A 16,314-nucleotide genomic window follows, 5' to 3' on the forward strand; every position below is an offset into this window, starting at 1 on the left:
CCTCCTCAATAGGCGCCGGACAGCAGGGCGCCGGCGCCGGGGACGATCGGCTCCAGCTCCAGCGCGGTCAGCATCGCGTAAGTGGTGGCGATGGCGGCGGTGATCACCGGTTTGCCGGTTTGGGCCTCCACCGTCGGGACGGCCGGCAGCGAAGGCATCTGCACGCAGGCGGACAGCACGATAGCATCGACCTCGCGTAAATCCATCTCGGCGACGATCCCCGGCAGCCTGGCCGGATCGTGCCTGCCGACTTCGAGGTTGTCCGGGATCTCCAGCGCGCGCCATACCTTGACCTCGATGCCTTCGTGCTGGATGTAGTCCACCACCAGCTGGGTCAGCGGTTTCATGTAGGGCGCCACCAGCGCGATGCGTTTGGCGCCGATCACCTTCAGGCCGTTGACCAGCGCGCCCGCGCTGCTGATAACCGGCGCGGCGGCCTGATTGTCTTTCGTCACCTGCGCCAGCCGGGCCTGCGATTCGCGGTGGTAGCCCAGCCCCATCGCCATGATGGCCACCAGGCAGGCGTAGCCGAGCACGTCGACCCGCGCGTCGGACAGCTCCAGCGCACAGCGATCGGACTCGGCGTCCATCGCCGCCAATTCTTCTTTATTGACGTGTTTCATGCGCATGCGGCTGGAGTGAAAGGTGAAACGCTCCGGGCGTATCAGCTGGCGCGCGCCCAGCATCGCCGGGATCTCGGTTTCCATCGTGGTGTTGGAGCTGGGTACGATCTGGCCGATGCGGTAGTGGTTGCTCATGTCGGTGTTCCTCAGTTAATCCAGAAAATCGCCCAGGGCGCGGAAGAAGCCGTCGAAATCGTCCCACGGGATCATGTGTCCGGCGTTCTCGACCTCGACGATGGCGATCTCCGGCTGCAGCGCGCGGATCTCCGCCCGGTCTTCGGGCTGAATGACGCCGCCTTTGCCCGCGGCCATCAGCAGCGTCGGCATGGTCAGCTGCGGGTAGTCGCGGTGGCTGTCCACCTGATGAAAATCGTCGTAGGCGCGTTGGATAGCCGGCTCGTAGCAGGTGTGCAGCCACTCGGCGCGCAGCTGGCGCTGTTCTTCGCTCCAGGTTGGGCAAAAGGCGCGCATCTGCTCGGCGCTCATGCCCGGCAGCGACTGCCGGATGGAGTCGGCGTACCACGGCCATTGGCCGGGATAGGCGCGGCGGCCGGGGCCGGAAACCGGCGGATCGACCAGCACCAGCCGCCGCACGCCGGCGGGCCGCAAAGCGGCGGCGCGCAGGGCGAAGCGGGCGCCCATCGAATGGCCGAGCAGGGCGTAACTGTCCAGGTTCAGCGCGGCGGTGAAGGCGTTGACGTCCTGTGCGCAGGTCTCTGCGTCATAAGCCAGTTCCGGGCCGCTGGACGACAAACCGCGGCCGCGCACGTCGAGCACGTAGACGTCGTATTTTTCCCCCAGCCGCTCGGCGACGAAGCCCCAGGTGATCGCCGGGCTGGTGATGCCGGGCACCAGGATCAGCGCCGGGCCGTGGCCGCCGTAGCGCAGATAGTGCTGGCGAATGTTGTTGGCGTGAACGTGGGCGCCGTAGAGGAAGGTGCTCATGCGGCGTTCTCCGATTTCAGCGCTTGCGCGTACAGGTCATAGCCGTAAACCCAGGCCGGATCTTCCTGGGTGCGCAGGAAGGTGTTGGCGTTGGACACCGCCTGCACCCTGGAGGCGCGCTCCTTGCGGTTGGCTTCATACAGCTGGAAGGCGGTGCGGTAGTCGCCGAGGCCGGTTTCCTGCAGGCAGCGGGTCAGCATGGCGGCGTCTTCGATCGCCATCGCCGCGCCCTGCGCCATGTGCGGTTTCATTGGGTGGCAGGCATCGCCGAGCAGCACCAGACGGCCTTCGCTCCACAACGGCAGCGGTTTGCGGTTCAGCAATGGCCATTTGGTGACCTGTTCGCTGGATTCGATCAGCGCCTGCACGATCGGATGGTAGCCGGCGAAGGTCTCGAACATCTCTTCGCGGCTGCTGTCGATGAAGCTGCCCTGGAAATCCCAGGCCGGGTGCGGCACGCCGCTGACGTAGTAATATTCGTCGCGCCGTTGGGTGGTGTAGTAGACCATCAGATGGCGATCCGCCGACCACCACTTCACGCAGTCTTCGAACGTCAGGTTGTATTTCGCCAGCTTCTCGCCGCGGATCAGCGCGCGGTGGGCCACCCAGCCGCTGTAGGTCGGCGCTTCGGCGCCCAGCAGATGCTCGCGGATGCGCGAGTTGATGCCGTCGGCGCCGATCACGATATCAGCGTGGGCCGAGGTGCCATCGACGAAGTTCAGCACCACCTCGTCACCGCGATCTTCAATCTTGCTCAGGCATTTGCCGAAGTGCAGGGTGCCGGGCTGCAGCGCGGAGAGCTGCAACGCCTGCAAATCGCCGCGGTGCACCGTCACATAGGCGGCGCCGTACTCCTGGCGGGCGAAGGCGCCCAGTTCGATGCGCGACAGGTAGTCGCCGCTTTCGGCGTCGCGGCTGAACCAGAAATCGGGATGAGACGCCATCTGCTCCAACCGTTGCTCAATACCGAGACGGCGGAAAATCTTCAGCACGTTCGGCCCCATGTGAATGCCGGCGCCGAGGCGCGAGAACGCCGGGCTCTGCTCATACAGATCGACGGTAAAGCCGGCTTTTTGCAGCAGCCCGGCGGCGGCGGCGCCCCCCAGCCCGGCGCCGACGACGGCGATGCGTGGTTGTTTGCTCATCATGTTTCCCCTGTCTGTTGGCTTTTTTCAGCGTAGGCCCAACGCGTGGCTGGACGATTGATTTATAGTGTATGCACTAGATAACGCAAAGTTGCAAAAGTGTTAAATCAGATCTTGCTCACGCTAATTGACAGCGCATCACTGTTAAACTCATGTTAATCACAGGATTGATAAGGCATGAAATAGGACTTTCTTATGATGGCCATCTGTGGCTTGCTTTCTCTTCCTTTTTTGACTTAGATAAAATGAGTGTGTTCACTTTAAATTGTTTGAAAAATAACCGCCGCCTTGCGGGCGTCGGATACCCTTGACGTGACAGGAGACAGGCCATGGCGGTCAATGAAACCCAGTTGGTACAGCTGTTCGAGCAGGTGCTTACGCTGTCGAAGGTCGATGCTTCGCAGAGCGTGGCGATTTTGAAAAGCCATTATTCCGATGCGCGCACGGTGCGCGCCGCGACCGACGCGGCGCTGCGGCTGGGCGCCAGGGTGTATGCCGTCGAACTGCCGGCGTTCAACCATCCGCGGGCGATGGGCAACGACATGACCGCCTATTGCGGCGATACCGCGCTGACCGGCAACCTGGCGGCGCAGCGTGCGCTGGAGGCCGCCGACCTGATCGTCGATACCATGATGCTGCTGCATTCGCCGGAGCAGGAACAGATCCTGAAAACCGGCACCCGCATCCTGCTGGCGGTGGAGCCGCCGGAGGTGCTGGCGCGCATGTTGCCCAACGCGGAGGACAAAGCGCGGGTGCTGGCCGCCGCCGCCGTGCTGGAGCAGGCGAAGCTGATGCAGGTGACCTCCGCCGCCGGCAGCGATTTCCGCGCGCCGCTCGGGCAATATCCGACGGTGACCGAGTACGGCTATGCCGATGAGCCGGGGCGCTGGGATCACTGGCCGAGCGGTTTCCTGTTCACCTGGCCGAATGAGGAGCAGGCGGAGGGCGTGTTGGTGCTGGAGGTTGGCGATATCTTGCTGCCGTTCAAAAGCTATGCGCGCGAACGCATCACGCTGGAGATCGAACAAGGGTTCGTCACCCGCATTCACGGCGGTTTTGAGGCGGAATACCTGCGCGAATACATGAAATACTTCGACGATCCGGAAGTGTACGGCATCTCGCACATCGGCTGGGGTTTGCAGCCTCGCGCCCAGTGGACGGCGATGGGCCTGCACGACAAGAACGACGGCATGTGCATGGACGCACGTGCGTTCTACGGCAACTTCCTGTTCTCCACCGGGCCGAATACCGAAGTGGGCGGCACGCGCAAAACGCCTTGCCATATGGACATCGCGCTGCGCCGCTGCGACATTCGTCTCGATGGGCAAACGGTGGTGGCGGACGGGGAAGTGGTGGCGCCGGAGGCGTCGCGCGTGCGCCGGGCGTAATCGTTGCTGCCAACGGCGGGGGTTTGTACTATTCTCGTGGATTCCATAGATGGTGAGAGTAACGCAATGACGCCCCCCGAATACCCGTCAGCCGTGAGCGGCCAACCCGAAAATTATCATTTTACCGAGCAAGTCGGGCACCTGCTGCGCAAGGTTTATCAGCGCCACGTGGCGATTTTCCAGCAAAACGTCGGCGATTCGCAGCTGACGGCGGTGCAGTTCATCACCCTGTGCGCGGTGCGCGATATGGGGCCGAGCTCGCTGACCGAGCTGGTGCAGGTGACGGCGGTGGATCAAGCCACCATCCGCGGCATCGTCGAGCGGCTGAAGGCGCGCGATCTGATCACGGTGACGCCGGATCCGGTGGATCGGCGCAAGGTGGTGGTCGGCCTGACCGACGCCGGCGGCGCGCTGCTGGCGGAAACGGTGCCGCAGGCGGCGAAAATCACAGAATTGACGTTCGGCACGCTGAACCCGGCCGAACGGATAGCGCTGATATTCCTGCTGAATAAAATGCTGGAAGACCCTGCCACCGGCTGATTCGCCCGCGCAACGTCGGTTGCCTGGTGGTCGGTGGCGAGAGGCCAGCCCATAAGACCATCAAGTGCAGGCGGAGACGCAGACAATGGCGATATCTGAAGTGCAATCGCCCAGGGAAGGCGCGAAAACCACGCTGACGGAGCATCCGCTGATGCTGTCGGTGAACGGCGAACAGTTTCATGCGCAGGTGATGGCGGATACGCCGCTCTTGCTGGTACTGCGCAACGATCTGGCGCTCAACGGCCCAAAATACGGCTGCGGCCTGGGCGAATGCGGCGCGTGCACCGTGCTGATCGACGGCGTGGCGGCGCGCTCCTGCGTGATCCCGGCCCTCGGCGTGTCCGGCCGGGCGATCGTGACCCTGGAAGGTCTCGGCACTCGCCAGCGCCCGCATCCGGTGCAGCGCGCCTTTATTGAAGAGCAGGCGGCGCAATGCGGCTACTGTCTCAATGGCATGATCATGACCACCAAAGCCCTGTTGGATCGCAATCCCGCCCCGAGTGAGGCGGAGATCCGTCAGGCGCTGTCCGGCAATCTGTGCCGCTGCGGCACCCATCTTGAAATCTTGCGTGCGGTTCAGCGCGCCATCATTCTCTGCCGCGATGAGGACGCCCACGATCATGACTGATTCCCGTACCCCATCGCCGAGCCAGGCCGAATTGCTGCAGCGCGACGGCGTGCTGCTGATCGTCGACAGCGTGCAACCGCCGCCGGGGCTGGTGCCCAAGGGGCAAGCGCCGGTGCTGAAGCCCAAGGAGCAAGGGCTGTTTATCGCCCTGTGCGGCAGCGGTGAAATCTATGCCTTTAACGGCCATGTCGATCTCGGCACCGGCGTGCGCACCGCGCTCGGCCAGATTGTCGCCGAAGAGTTGTACCTGCGCATGGATCAGGTGCAAATGGTGTTGGGCGATACCGAGCGCACGCCGAATCAGGGCGCCACCATCGCCAGCGCCACGCTGCAGATCGCCGCCGTGCCGCTGCGCAACGCCGCCGCCGAAGCGCGCCGTTGGCTGCTGCGCCAGGCGGCGCAACGTTTCGATGCGCCGGTGGAACGGCTGACGCTGGAGGAGGGCGTGATCCGCAGCCCGCAGGGGCAGGCGCTCAGCTACGCCGAATTGGTGGCCGGCGGTCATGTCGAGCTGTCGATTTCCGGCGACGCGCCGCTGAAACCGCAGGCGGAATACCGTCTGGTGGGCACCAGCGCCGCGCGCGTCGATATTCCGGCCAAGGCGACCGGCGAAACCACTTACGTACACGATATGCGGTTGCCGAATATGCTGCACGGCCGGGTAGTGCGGCCGCCCTATGCCGGGTACGACAGCGGCGAATTTGTCGGCACCAGCCTGCTGGCGGTGGACGAAACCTCGATCGCGCATATTCCCGGCATCGTCAAACTGGTGGTGATCGGCGATTTCATCGGCATTGTCGCCGAGCGCGAAGAGCAGGCGGTCAAGGCGGCGCAGGCGCTGCAGGTCAGTTGGAAAGACTGGCGGCGCAATTTGCCGCAGATGACCGACGTGGCGCAGGCGCTGCGCGACAACCCGCATTCGACCCGGGTGGTGCACGATACCGGCGACGTGGACGCGGCGCTGGCGGCGGCCGACAGGCGTTTCACCCGCAGCTACCTGTGGCCGTATCAGCTTCATGCCTCGATTGGCCCTTCCTGCGCGCTGGCGGACTACCGACCGGAGCGTCTGCAGGTCTGGTCAGGCAGCCAGAACCCGCACCTGCTGCGCGCCGATCTGGCCTGGCTGCTGGAGTACCCGGAAGCGCAGATCGAGATCGTTCGCATGGAGGCGGCCGGCTGCTATGGCCGCAATTGCGCCGATGACGTCTGCGCCGACGCGGCGCTGCTGTCGCGCGCGGTGGGCAGGCCGGTGCGGGTGCAGCTGACCCGCGAGCAAGAGCATGTGTGGGAACCGAAGGGCACGGCGCAACTGATGGAGGTGGACGGCGGGCTGGACGCCGCCGGGCACCCGGTCGCCTACGATTTTCGCACCTATTATCCTTCCAACGGCGCGCCGACGCTGGCGCTGCTGCTGACCGGCCGGGTCGAGCCGCTGCCGGTGGCCTATGAAATGGGCGATCGCACTTCGGTGCCGCCTTATGAGTATCCGGCGCTGCGCGTCAGCATCGAGGACATGGCGCCGATCGTGCGTGCCTCCTGGATGCGCGGCGTTTCCGCCTTGCCCAACACCTTCGCCCACGAGTCTTATATCGATGAGCTGGCCCACGCCGCCGGCGTCGATCCGCTGGAGTATCGGCTGCGCTACATCAATGATGAACGCGCCAGTGAACTGATGCGCAGCACTGCAGAACGCGCCGGCTGGACGCCGCATACCGAACCGATGCAGACCCCGGCGGAAGACGGCGTGCTGCGCGGGCGCGGCTTTGCCTATGCCCGTTACATCCACAGCAAGTTTCCCGGCTTTGGCGCGGCCTGGGCCGCCTGGGTGGCCGACGTGGCGATCGACAAAGCCAGCGGCGAAGTGGCGGTGACGCGCATCGTGGTCGGCCACGACGCGGGCATGATGGTTAACCCGGACGGCGTGCGCCACCAAATTCACGGCAATGTATTGCAATCGACCAGCCGGGTATTGAAAGAGCGCGTGACCTTTGAGGAATCGACGGTCTCCGCCAAAGAATGGGGGGCCTACCCGATCCTGACCTTCCCGGAGGTGCCGGAGGTGGACGTGGTGATGATGCCGCGCCCTTACGATCCGCCGCTGGGCGCCGGGGAGTCGGCGTCGGTGCCCAGCGCGGCGGCCATCGCCAACGCGGTGTTCGACGCCACCGGCATTCGTTTTCGCGAGCTGCCGATCACCTCGGACAAGCTGCGTGAGGCGCTGAACGGGCCGGATGCCGAACGGCAGGCCGCGCCGCCCAAGAAAAAGAAGCGTGGCAAATGGTGGTTCGGCGGCGCGGCGGGGCTGTTCGGCGCCGTGCTGGGCATCGCCGGCAGCGCCTTGCCGTGGCGGGCGGAGATCGCGCCGGTGGCGACGCCCGGCGCCGGCACCTGGTCGGCCGCCACGCTGGAGCGCGGCCGTCAGCTGGCCGCCGCCGGAGACTGCGCGGTTTGCCATACTGCATCGGAAGGGGCGACCAACGCCGGCGGGCTGGCGATGGCGACGCCGTTCGGCACGCTCTACAGCACCAATATTACCCCGGACGTGGCAACCGGTATCGGCAACTGGTCGTTTACCGCGTTCGATCGGGCGATGCGCCAGGGTATCGCCCGCGACGGCCGCCACCTCTATCCGGCATTTCCTTACACCGCCTTCAGCAAAATGACCGACGGCGACATGCAGGCGCTGTACGCTTATCTGATGTCGCAACCGGCGGTGCGCCAGAGCAACCCGGCCAATCAGATGCGTTTCCCGTTTAACCTGCGGCCGCTGATGGCCGGCTGGAACGCGCTGTTCCTGCGCCAGGGGGAATATCAACCCGATCCGCAACAAAGCGCGCAATGGAACCGCGGCGCTTATCTGGTCAACGGGCTTGGCCATTGCGCCGCCTGCCATTCGCCGCGCAACCTGCTGGGGGCGGAAAAGGGCGGCGTGGCTTTCCTGGCGGGGGGGATGGTGGACGGGTGGGAAGCGCCGGCGCTGAATCAATTGGCCAACGCGGACAAACCCTGGACCGAGGAACAGCTGTTTCAGTATTTCCGCAGCGGGCATTCCGCCGAGCACGGCGTGGCGGCCGGGCCGATGGGGCCGGTGGTGAGCGAGCTGGCGACGTTGCCGCAGAGCGATCTGCGGGCGATGGCCAATTATGTGATGTCGCTGAGCGCCAAGTCGACGCTGAACGTGGAACCGCAGGCGCAGTTGGCGGCTCGCGCATTGCCGGCGGTGGGGCAACTTGCCGGTGAGCGGTTGTTTCAGGGCGCTTGCCAGGCCTGCCACAGCGCCGCCGCCGGCGGGCCGCAGCTGTTCGGCGTCAGCCCGGATCTGGCCAATAACACCAACATCTTCAGCGATCGCCCCGATAACCTGATCAAGGTGATCCTGCAAGGGATCCCCAAACCGGCCACCGCCGAATTGGGCTTTATGCCGGGCTTTAAGGACAGTTTTTCCGATCGGCAGGTAACGGCGCTGGTGAATTATTTACGCCAACGCTATGCCGGCGACAAACCGGCCTGGCGCGACGTGGAGGCGCAGGTTGCGCGGCTGCGCGCAGAGCCGGGCACGCACTGAGCCGCCTCAGGCATGGCGCAGGAACGCCACCAGCCGCTGCGCCGGCAGCGGCAACTGCGCCGGGTCACGCACCGCGATCGACAGGCGCCGGGTCGCCCAATCGTCCGTCAGCGGCAGTGCGCTGTGCCGAATTTCCGGCTGGCGTTGTGCGCTCTCTTCCGGCACCACCGCCAGCCCGGCGCCGCGCAGCACCATGCGGCAGATGGCGTCGAAATGAGCGGCACGCGCCCGCAGCCGCATCGGGCCGCCGCTGCGTATCGCCAATTGCTCAAGATGCTGTTGCAGCGCGCTCTCTTCCGGCAGGCCGATGAAATCAAAAGGCAGGGCGTCCGCAAAGCTGACCTGCCGGCGGCCGCTGAGCGCATGCCCCGGCGGCAGCGCCAGCACCAGACGATCCTGGCGAAAAGGGTAACTTGTCAGCCCGCGCAGATCGGCGTGATCCGCGACGATGCCGATATCCGCCGCTCGTTCGGCGATTGCCTGCGCGATGGCCGGGCTGGGCAGCTCTTCCAGCGCGATATCGGTGTGCGGGTGCAGCATCAGAAAATCCGCCAACAGCTCCGGCAAAAAGGCGTCGGCGGCGACGGTATTGGCGACGATGCGCAGCTGGCTGCGCTGGCCCGGCGCGAACTCGGCCATATCACCGCGCAGCCGGTCGCGCTGCTGCAATAGCACTCGCGCGTGATGCAACAGGCGCTCACCGGCGGGCGTCGCCTGGACGCCGCGCGGATTGCGCGTCAGCAGCGCTACGCCGGCCTGTTGCTCCAGCCCGCGCATGCGGGCGCTGGCGGCGGCCAGCGACAGCCCGACGCGCTCGGCGCCGGCGGTGATGCTGCCGGTCTCGAGCACCGCCGCCAACAGCCGCAGATCGATAAAGTCAAAATGCATGCGTTTTCCCTCTGTCTTTGCCGCAGGCAGGCTCTGTCATTGCCGCATTGTGCCGCGGCGCGGCGCTGGCCACAATCGAGCCGTTGATTCGCCATAAGGATAGACGCATGTCGCTGACGTTACTCGAAATTGTCGCCCTGACGGGCATTTTTACGCTGGCCGGCACGGTCAAAGGGGCGATCGGTCTGGGGTTGCCGACGGTGTCGATGGGGTTGCTCAGCCTGATGATGCCGCCGGGGCAGGCCGCCGCGCTGCTGCTGTTGCCCTCGCTGATCACCAACCTGTGGCAACTGCTGTGCGGGCCGACGCTGTGGGCGCTGTGGCGGCGGCTCTGGCCGATGATGCTGTGCGTCACGCTGGGCACATTGTTGAGCGCGGGGGCGCTCACTGCCGGCGACGGCCGCCTGGCGCCGCTGGCGCTGGGCATGTGTCTGATCGGCTATGCCCTGTTGGGATTCACCCGTTTCGATGGGCGCATTTCCGCCGTGGCAGAGCCTTGGCTGGGGCCGCTGTGCGGCCTGGTGACCGGTACGCTGACCGGCGCCACCGGGGTGTTCGTCATTCCGGCGGTGCCTTACCTGAATGCGTTGGGCCTGGCGCGCGATGAGCTGGTGCAGGCGCTGGGGCTGTCGTTCACCGTCTCGACGCTGGCGCTGGCCGCCGGATTAGCCTGGCATCAGGCGCTGCCCGGCTCGCTGCTCGGCGCTTCCTTGCTGTCGCTGTTGCCGGCGTTGGCCGGCATGTGGTTGGGGGAGAGGGTGCGCCGTCATTGTCGCCCGCAGTTGTTTCGCCGCCTTTTCTTTATTGGGTTATTAATCTTGGGCGTTGAGATTATTTGGCGATTCAATTAATTGAATCGATAGCATCTGCGTGTAATTAGGTTCGGTATATTATTCTGGGTTTTATTTTAATATGATGGGTTGCAATGTTTAGAACACACTTTTCTTATTGGTTTTTTCATGAAATACAGGATGGTTATGGATTGTTATTAGTGTGTTTTACTTTTGCCATTACAGCTATTTTTAATGACTGTAAAACCAGTAAACCCATAGGAGAGTATTTATGAAGGAAATTTTAAGTAGCCAATTCGATGCGGTGTCGGGAGGATGGCAGGATCGCGATGGGAGTGGAAAAAGGTCGTCTGATAACGGAGGGTCTGGCTCTTCAGGTCGCGGTGGAAATAACGGCGGCGATCGTGGACTTCAGTCATTCTTGTCAAAAAACAGCCCGTATGGCAGCGGTTCCGGCGCCAGTGGTTTCTGGGGGAATGGCAGTTCTACAGGAAATGGTTATGGCGGCAATGGTACTGGGCCGAGAGAGGCCAGAGAATTCGGAACCAAACGCTAATTAACAGATGGAATTCCAGCACAGAAGTAACATTCTGTGCTTTTATGGGGTGTATGATGAATAGATATGTTGTTTTTATAAAGGGTGATGAATCAAAAGTGCTAAGAAAGGAAGCGGTTACACGAGGAATAATTAAGGAGATGAGGCAGAAGGGGTTCAGAAAGCATCATGTCGAAGTAGAGGCTGATAATGAAAGTGATGCCATTAATAAACTAAATAAGAACAGCAATGACTACTTGGACTCATTGAGGAATTTTTCCGGTGATTTATGGTTCTGTTCTATTTGTGTTATTGCTATGGCGATAGTCTATTTTTTGAGCTGAGCCATAATCCAGCATTGAATCATTCAAGTTTTCCATACTATATTTTGTGGTAATTTAAATGAGCCATCAGGCATTGGGTATCGATTTATCAAAGACAGAAAAGTCATCCGTTCCAGGCATCCTGCATTTTATATGGATTGGTGACTTAAATGAAGTAAATACTCATTATATCGACATATGGAAAAAAACAAATAAAGATAAGCAGATATTCTTTTGGTATGACAGAGACGCTTCACTGTGTCATTTACTAAACAATGCCATACGCGATTTCGTCAACGCAAAAAAAACCAAAAATAAAGTTAATGCTGAATTGAAAATAAAAAATAACGCCTTTAATTATATATACCCAAAAATAAAGGCAGGTTTTTCTTTTGATGAGCTGGTTATCGAATTCTTAATAAAAAATGAAATTCCTTATCAGAAACCGCCAAAAGCGATTGAAGACTCATGGTTTGGTAACAGAGGTTTTATAAAAAAGTGCATAGCGGAGCTTTTTTGCAATGGTTTCGATGATTTTATGAAGTATTATTATTATGAGATTATACTAAGGAATAACATTGCCAGTGCAAGTGATATTGCCAGACTTTTAATTATCTATCTGCATGGTGGCACCTATATAGATGTTGATACGCTTCCATACATTGATAACATATATCATAAACTAAATAAACATATAGAAAAAGAGGGCATTGTCGAGAGTGACTCGCTTTTGTTATTTAAGACCCTATGTCTTTTAAAAAAGATAAATTCAGAAGAGGCACTGCCTGAAGCCGTGTTCAGCTGCGATGAAAATGAGTTAGGCGTAGATGCTGTTGAATTTAAAAAAATAAAAAGGCTTATCGAACTGGATCTCTCTGAGTTTTCCCTGGATATGATATTGCCATTGGGTGAAACATACGTTCATAAAAATTTATTGGCGCTAGGATCACTCAGAAGATTTAAAGGTGTTTATTTTAATAATTTCATGTCCTCTCACAAAAAATCCAAGGCGGTAAGAATCATTCTTAGAACAATGAAAAAAAGATACCGTTTTTTAGAAAAAAACAATTGCATATTTAACTGTTATGTTGATGATGGGTCAAGGTGTTATCTGACCAGAATCTTACCATGGAGGACCGAGTTAATAACAAGGGACTATTGTGTGACCCCGGTCTTAACTGGGCCGGGTTTAATTGTTGAGGTTTTATTGGGGTTGGCTTATGAGGTCTTTAATATTGGATATCTGATTGAGCCATCCAGCATTGCGGAATATATGCAAAACCCTGACTTTGGAATTGCATTGTTTCAACACAACATAGATACACCTGATGGCGCCTATTCCACGTGGCGCAAATAAGAAGGATGGCTTGAAATGCAGAACTGACCTTCTGCTTGTTTTATTGTCAATACAATAGCCTGTGAATTTGAATGTTAGCTATCAATAAGGGACGCTGATCATGTTTCGCCAGGAAGCGATCGATAATCAGAAAATGAAATGGCGTGGCCGGGCACTCCTGCTACCCGGTATTCCCGTTTGGCTCACGGCAGGGCTCTGCCTGTTTTTCTTCATCGCCTTTCTCACCTTCGCGATCGCCGGCACCTATACCCGGCGGGTCAACGTGACCGGTGAGATCAGCACTTATCCGCGGGCCGCCAATGTCTATTCCGCCGTCCAGGGGATAGTGGTCAAACAATTTGTCACTGAAGGGCAGGTGATTGCCGCCGGTGCCCCGATTTACCAGATCGACGTCAGCAAGAGTACCCGTAGCGGTGTGCTCAGCGACAACCAACGCCGGGATATCGATGGCCAGCTGGCGCGCATTGCGCAAATCATTAACCGGCTGGAAAGCAGCAAGCAGGCCACGCTTATCATGCTGGAACAACAGAAGGCGCAATACACCGCTGCATTCACCCGCTCTACCGATATCCTCAAACGCGCCCAGGAAGGGATACGCATCATGAAGGAAAACATGGAGAACTACCGGCACTATCAGACCCAGGGGCTGATCAATAAGGATCAGCTCACCAATCAGGTGGCGCTGTATTACCAGCAGCAGAACAACCTGCTGGGCCTGTCTGGCCAGAACGAACAGAATGCGTTGCAGATCACCGCGCTGGAGAGCCAGATCCATATCCAGGCTGCCGAATTCGACAACCAGATCTACCAGATGGAGCTGCAGCGCTACGAGCTGCAAAAGGAGCGGCAAAACATCGATGCCACTGGCGAGATTATCGTTCGCGCGCTGGCCGGCGGCCGCATCGATTCGCTGAGCGTCACGGTTGGCCAGATGGTCAACATTGGCGACAGTCTGCTGCAGATTATTCCGCAAAACATCGATCGCTATGCCCTGGTACTGTGGGTGCCCAACGACGCCATCCCCTACATTGCCGCCGGCGATAAGGTCAATGTGCGCTATGACGCCTTTCCGGCGGAGAAGTTCGGCCAGTTCGCCGGCACAGTGTCCGTCATCTCCAAAGCCCCGGCCTCACCGCAGGAAATGCTGACCTACCAGGGGGCGCCCAAAGCGGCGCTGACCGCCGCCGTGCCGTACTACAAGGTAATCGTTATCCCGGAAAAACAATCCATTACTTACGATGGTAAACGTCTGAGCCTGGAAAACGGCATGAAAGCGCAAAGCACTCTGTTTCTTGAAAAAAGGAAGATGTATCAATGGATGCTGTCGCCGTTCTACGACATGAAACACAGTGCGACGGGGCCGGTCAATGAGTAGGAGCACATTCAAACAGCGGGTCAGCCAACTGGATCTGCGGCTGCGCCACCGGGTTCCGATGATGCACCAGACCGAGTCGTCGGAATGCGGGCTGGCCTGTCTGGCGATGATCTGCGGTTATTACGGCAAAAACATCGACCTGATCGCGCTGCGCCGGCAGTTCAATCTGTCATCCCGCGGTGCCACATTGGCTGGACTGACCGGTATCGCCGAGCAATTGGGGTTGAGCACCCGTCCTCTGTCTCTGGATCTGGACGAACTCAACGCGCTGAAACTGCCCTGCATTCTGCACTGGGAATTCAACCATTTCGTGGTGCTGGTCAGCGTCAAAGGCCACCGCGCGGTGCTGCACGATCCGGCGCGCGGGCGCCGGGCCGTCAGCCTGACGGAACTGTCGCACAGTTTCACCGGCGTAGCGCTTGAGGCCTGGCCCGGCAGCGAATTCACCGCCGACAGCGTCCGCCATCGTATTCATCTTCGCACGCTGATCGGCAGCGTGCATGGCCTCAAGGGGGCGCTCGGCAAAATCTTTTGCCTGTCTCTGGTGTTCGAAACCATCAACCTGGTGATGCCCATCGGCACGCAGCTGGTGATGGATCACGCCATTCCTGCCGGAGATCGCGGGTTACTGTCGCTCATCTGCGCCGGATTGATGCTGTTTATCTTGTTGCGGGCTGCCATCGGCATGGTGCGGGCATGGTCAGGATTGGTCATGGCGACGCTTATCAACGTGCAGTGGCAGTCCGGGTTGTTCACCCATCTGCTGCGCCTGCCACTCGGTTACTTTGAACGGCGTAAGCTGGGTGACATTCAATCACGCTTCGGTTCACTGGATACGCTGCGCAGCACTTTCACCACCAGTATCGTCGGCGCCATCATGGACGGCATCATGGTGATCGGTGTGTTGGTGATGATGGTGCTGTATGGCGGCTGGCTGACCTGGGTAGTGCTCAGTTTCACTGCGCTTTATGTGTTGATGCGGCTGCTGACCTATGGATATTACCGTCAGCTGTCCGAGGAGGCGCTGGTGAGAGAGGCGCGGGCCGGCTCGTATTTTATGGAAACGCTGTACGGTATCGCTACCGTCAAGATGCAGGGCATGGCAGAACGCCGCATCGCCCACTGGCTCAATCTTGAAATCGACACCATCAACACGGGTATCCGCGTCACCAGGATGGACATGCTGTTTGGCGGGATCAACACCTTCATAGCGGCGTGCGATCAGATCGTCATTCTGTGGCTGGGAACCAGCCTGGTGATCGATAACCAGATGACCCTCGGCATGTTCGTGGCGTTCGGCGCCTTTCGGGGCCAGTTCTCCGACCGCATCGGGTCGCTGACGGAATTTTTGCTGCAGCTGCGCATGATGAGCCTGCATAACGAGCGCATTGCCGATATCGCCCTGCATCCGCGGGAGGCGCGTAAACCCGATCTCCCTTACACGGCGGGGCTGCAACCTTTGGGATTGACGACCCATGCCCTGAGCTATCGCTACGACAGCCAGTCACCGGCTATCTTTGATGGCCTGGACATCAGCGTTGCGCCGGGCGAAAGCGTGGCCATTGTGGGCCCGTCCGGCACCGGCAAAACCACGTTGATGAAGGTGTTGTGCGGACTGTTTACCCCGGATTCAGGGCGGGTTGAGGTGAACGGTGTCGATATCCGCCAGCTCGGCATCAACAACTACCACAAAATGATTGCCTGCGTGATGCAGGACGACAAACTGTTCTCCGGCTCGATCCGGGAAAATATTTGCGGGTTTGCGGACGAGGTGGACGATGCCTGGATGCAAGCCTGTGCCCGTGCCAGCTATCTGCATGACGTGATTTTACGCATGCCTATGGGATATGAAACACTGATTGGCGAGTTGGGGGAAGGATTGTCCGGCGGGCAAAAACAACGGCTATTCATAGCCCGGGCAATCTACAAAAAACCGGCTATTTTGTTTCTGGATGAGGCCACCAGCGCGCTGGATAAGGAGAGCGAAGCTGTGGTGAATCAGGCCATCAAGAGACTCAATATCACTAAGCTGATCATTGCCCACCGTGAAACGACCATTGCGTCGGCAGATCGGGTTATACATTTGGGATAAGGGGGGATATCACCCGCGGCACCGGCCATTTACACTGTTTCCCCCCTAAAAACCCAATAAATGGCGATGGGGCAAGGCTATTTTTGCTGCTCGCTTCGGCTTTCAATTTACGGCGCGGC

Annotated in this window: 14 protein-coding genes; 10 read left to right on the forward strand and 4 right to left on the reverse strand. The window is 59.6% G+C overall.

The genetic code is table 11. The annotated features are described in order from the left end of the window. Positions 1-5: 5 nt before the first annotated feature. Genes ACJ8PN_RS07425 through ACJ8PN_RS07435 form a run of 3 tightly spaced genes read right to left on the reverse strand, consistent with a single transcriptional unit; the run spans position 6 to position 2,716 of the window. Positions 6-758, reverse strand: coding sequence for a maleate cis-trans isomerase family protein (locus tag ACJ8PN_RS07425; RefSeq protein ID WP_015377793.1), 753 nt, complete (start codon positions 756-758; stop codon positions 6-8). A 15-nt stretch (positions 759-773) separates the two neighbouring features. Continuing rightward, positions 774-1,568 carry an alpha/beta fold hydrolase gene (locus ACJ8PN_RS07430; RefSeq protein WP_351107890.1) on the reverse strand — a complete coding sequence of 265 codons (795 nt, stop codon included), beginning with the start codon at positions 1,566-1,568 and terminating at the stop codon, positions 774-776. After that, positions 1,565-2,716, reverse strand: coding sequence for an FAD-dependent monooxygenase (locus ACJ8PN_RS07435; RefSeq protein ID WP_033633118.1), 1,152 nt, complete (start codon positions 2,714-2,716; stop codon positions 1,565-1,567). Before ACJ8PN_RS07435 ends, ACJ8PN_RS07430 begins: the two co-directional genes overlap by 4 nt. A gap of 326 nt (positions 2,717-3,042) precedes the next feature. On the opposite strand from ACJ8PN_RS07435, the gene ACJ8PN_RS07440 reads away from it, so the two are divergent. The 4 genes from ACJ8PN_RS07440 (at position 3,043) to ACJ8PN_RS07455 (ending at position 8,834) form a co-directional block, all read left to right on the forward strand. Next, positions 3,043-4,101, forward strand: a complete 1,059-nt coding sequence (locus ACJ8PN_RS07440) for a 2,5-dihydroxypyridine 5,6-dioxygenase (RefSeq protein ID WP_015377796.1) — start codon at positions 3,043-3,045, stop codon at positions 4,099-4,101. Positions 4,102-4,167: 66 nt separating this feature from the next. Then, positions 4,168-4,641: a MarR family winged helix-turn-helix transcriptional regulator gene (locus tag ACJ8PN_RS07445; RefSeq protein ID WP_004938613.1), complete on the forward strand. Its 474-nt coding sequence runs from the start codon at positions 4,168-4,170 to the stop codon at positions 4,639-4,641. 85 nt (positions 4,642-4,726) lie between these two features. Further along, on the forward strand, positions 4,727-5,269 hold the full coding sequence (locus ACJ8PN_RS07450; protein ID WP_049278394.1) for a (2Fe-2S)-binding protein: 543 nt from the start codon (positions 4,727-4,729) through the stop codon (positions 5,267-5,269). Then, positions 5,262-8,834: a molybdopterin cofactor-binding domain-containing protein gene (locus tag ACJ8PN_RS07455; protein WP_442534774.1), complete on the forward strand. Its 3,573-nt coding sequence runs from the start codon at positions 5,262-5,264 to the stop codon at positions 8,832-8,834. Before ACJ8PN_RS07450 ends, ACJ8PN_RS07455 begins: the two co-directional genes overlap by 8 nt. Positions 8,835-8,840: 6 nt before the next feature. Here the strand turns inward: ACJ8PN_RS07455 and ACJ8PN_RS07460 are convergent, their stop codons facing one another. Further along, a complete protein-coding gene (locus ACJ8PN_RS07460) occupies positions 8,841-9,722 on the reverse strand; it encodes a LysR family transcriptional regulator (protein WP_004940783.1) in 882 nt (293 codons plus the stop codon). A gap of 107 nt (positions 9,723-9,829) precedes the next feature. Here ACJ8PN_RS07460 and ACJ8PN_RS07465 point away from each other — a divergent pair, with 107 nt between their 5' ends. From ACJ8PN_RS07465 to ACJ8PN_RS07490, 6 genes are all read left to right on the forward strand, one after another. Then, on the forward strand, positions 9,830-10,573 hold the full coding sequence (locus ACJ8PN_RS07465) for a sulfite exporter TauE/SafE family protein (RefSeq protein WP_351110252.1): 744 nt from the start codon (positions 9,830-9,832) through the stop codon (positions 10,571-10,573). 211 nt (positions 10,574-10,784) lie between these two features. Continuing rightward, positions 10,785-11,069, forward strand: a complete 285-nt coding sequence (locus tag ACJ8PN_RS07470; RefSeq protein ID WP_351110254.1) for a hypothetical protein — start codon at positions 10,785-10,787, stop codon at positions 11,067-11,069. A 56-nt stretch (positions 11,070-11,125) separates the two neighbouring features. Then, positions 11,126-11,392, forward strand: a complete 267-nt coding sequence (locus ACJ8PN_RS07475; protein WP_253718547.1) for a hypothetical protein — start codon at positions 11,126-11,128, stop codon at positions 11,390-11,392. Positions 11,393-11,450: 58 nt separating this feature from the next. Further along, on the forward strand, positions 11,451-12,728 hold the full coding sequence (locus ACJ8PN_RS07480) for a TcdA/TcdB catalytic glycosyltransferase domain-containing protein (protein WP_351110256.1): 1,278 nt from the start codon (positions 11,451-11,453) through the stop codon (positions 12,726-12,728). A gap of 100 nt (positions 12,729-12,828) precedes the next feature. Then, positions 12,829-14,103 (forward strand): HlyD family secretion protein, encoded by a 1,275-nt coding sequence (locus ACJ8PN_RS07485; RefSeq protein WP_171453968.1) that lies wholly within the window; start codon positions 12,829-12,831, stop codon positions 14,101-14,103. Beyond that, entirely contained in the window at positions 14,096-16,195 is a 2,100-nt protein-coding gene (locus ACJ8PN_RS07490; protein WP_171453969.1) for a peptidase domain-containing ABC transporter, read from the forward strand. Before ACJ8PN_RS07485 ends, ACJ8PN_RS07490 begins: the two co-directional genes overlap by 8 nt. The last annotated feature ends 119 nt before the right edge of the window (positions 16,196-16,314 follow it).

Source organism: Serratia sp. CY76391, from assembly GCF_052166695.1.
Lineage (GTDB): Bacteria > Pseudomonadota > Gammaproteobacteria > Enterobacterales > Enterobacteriaceae > Serratia > Serratia nematodiphila.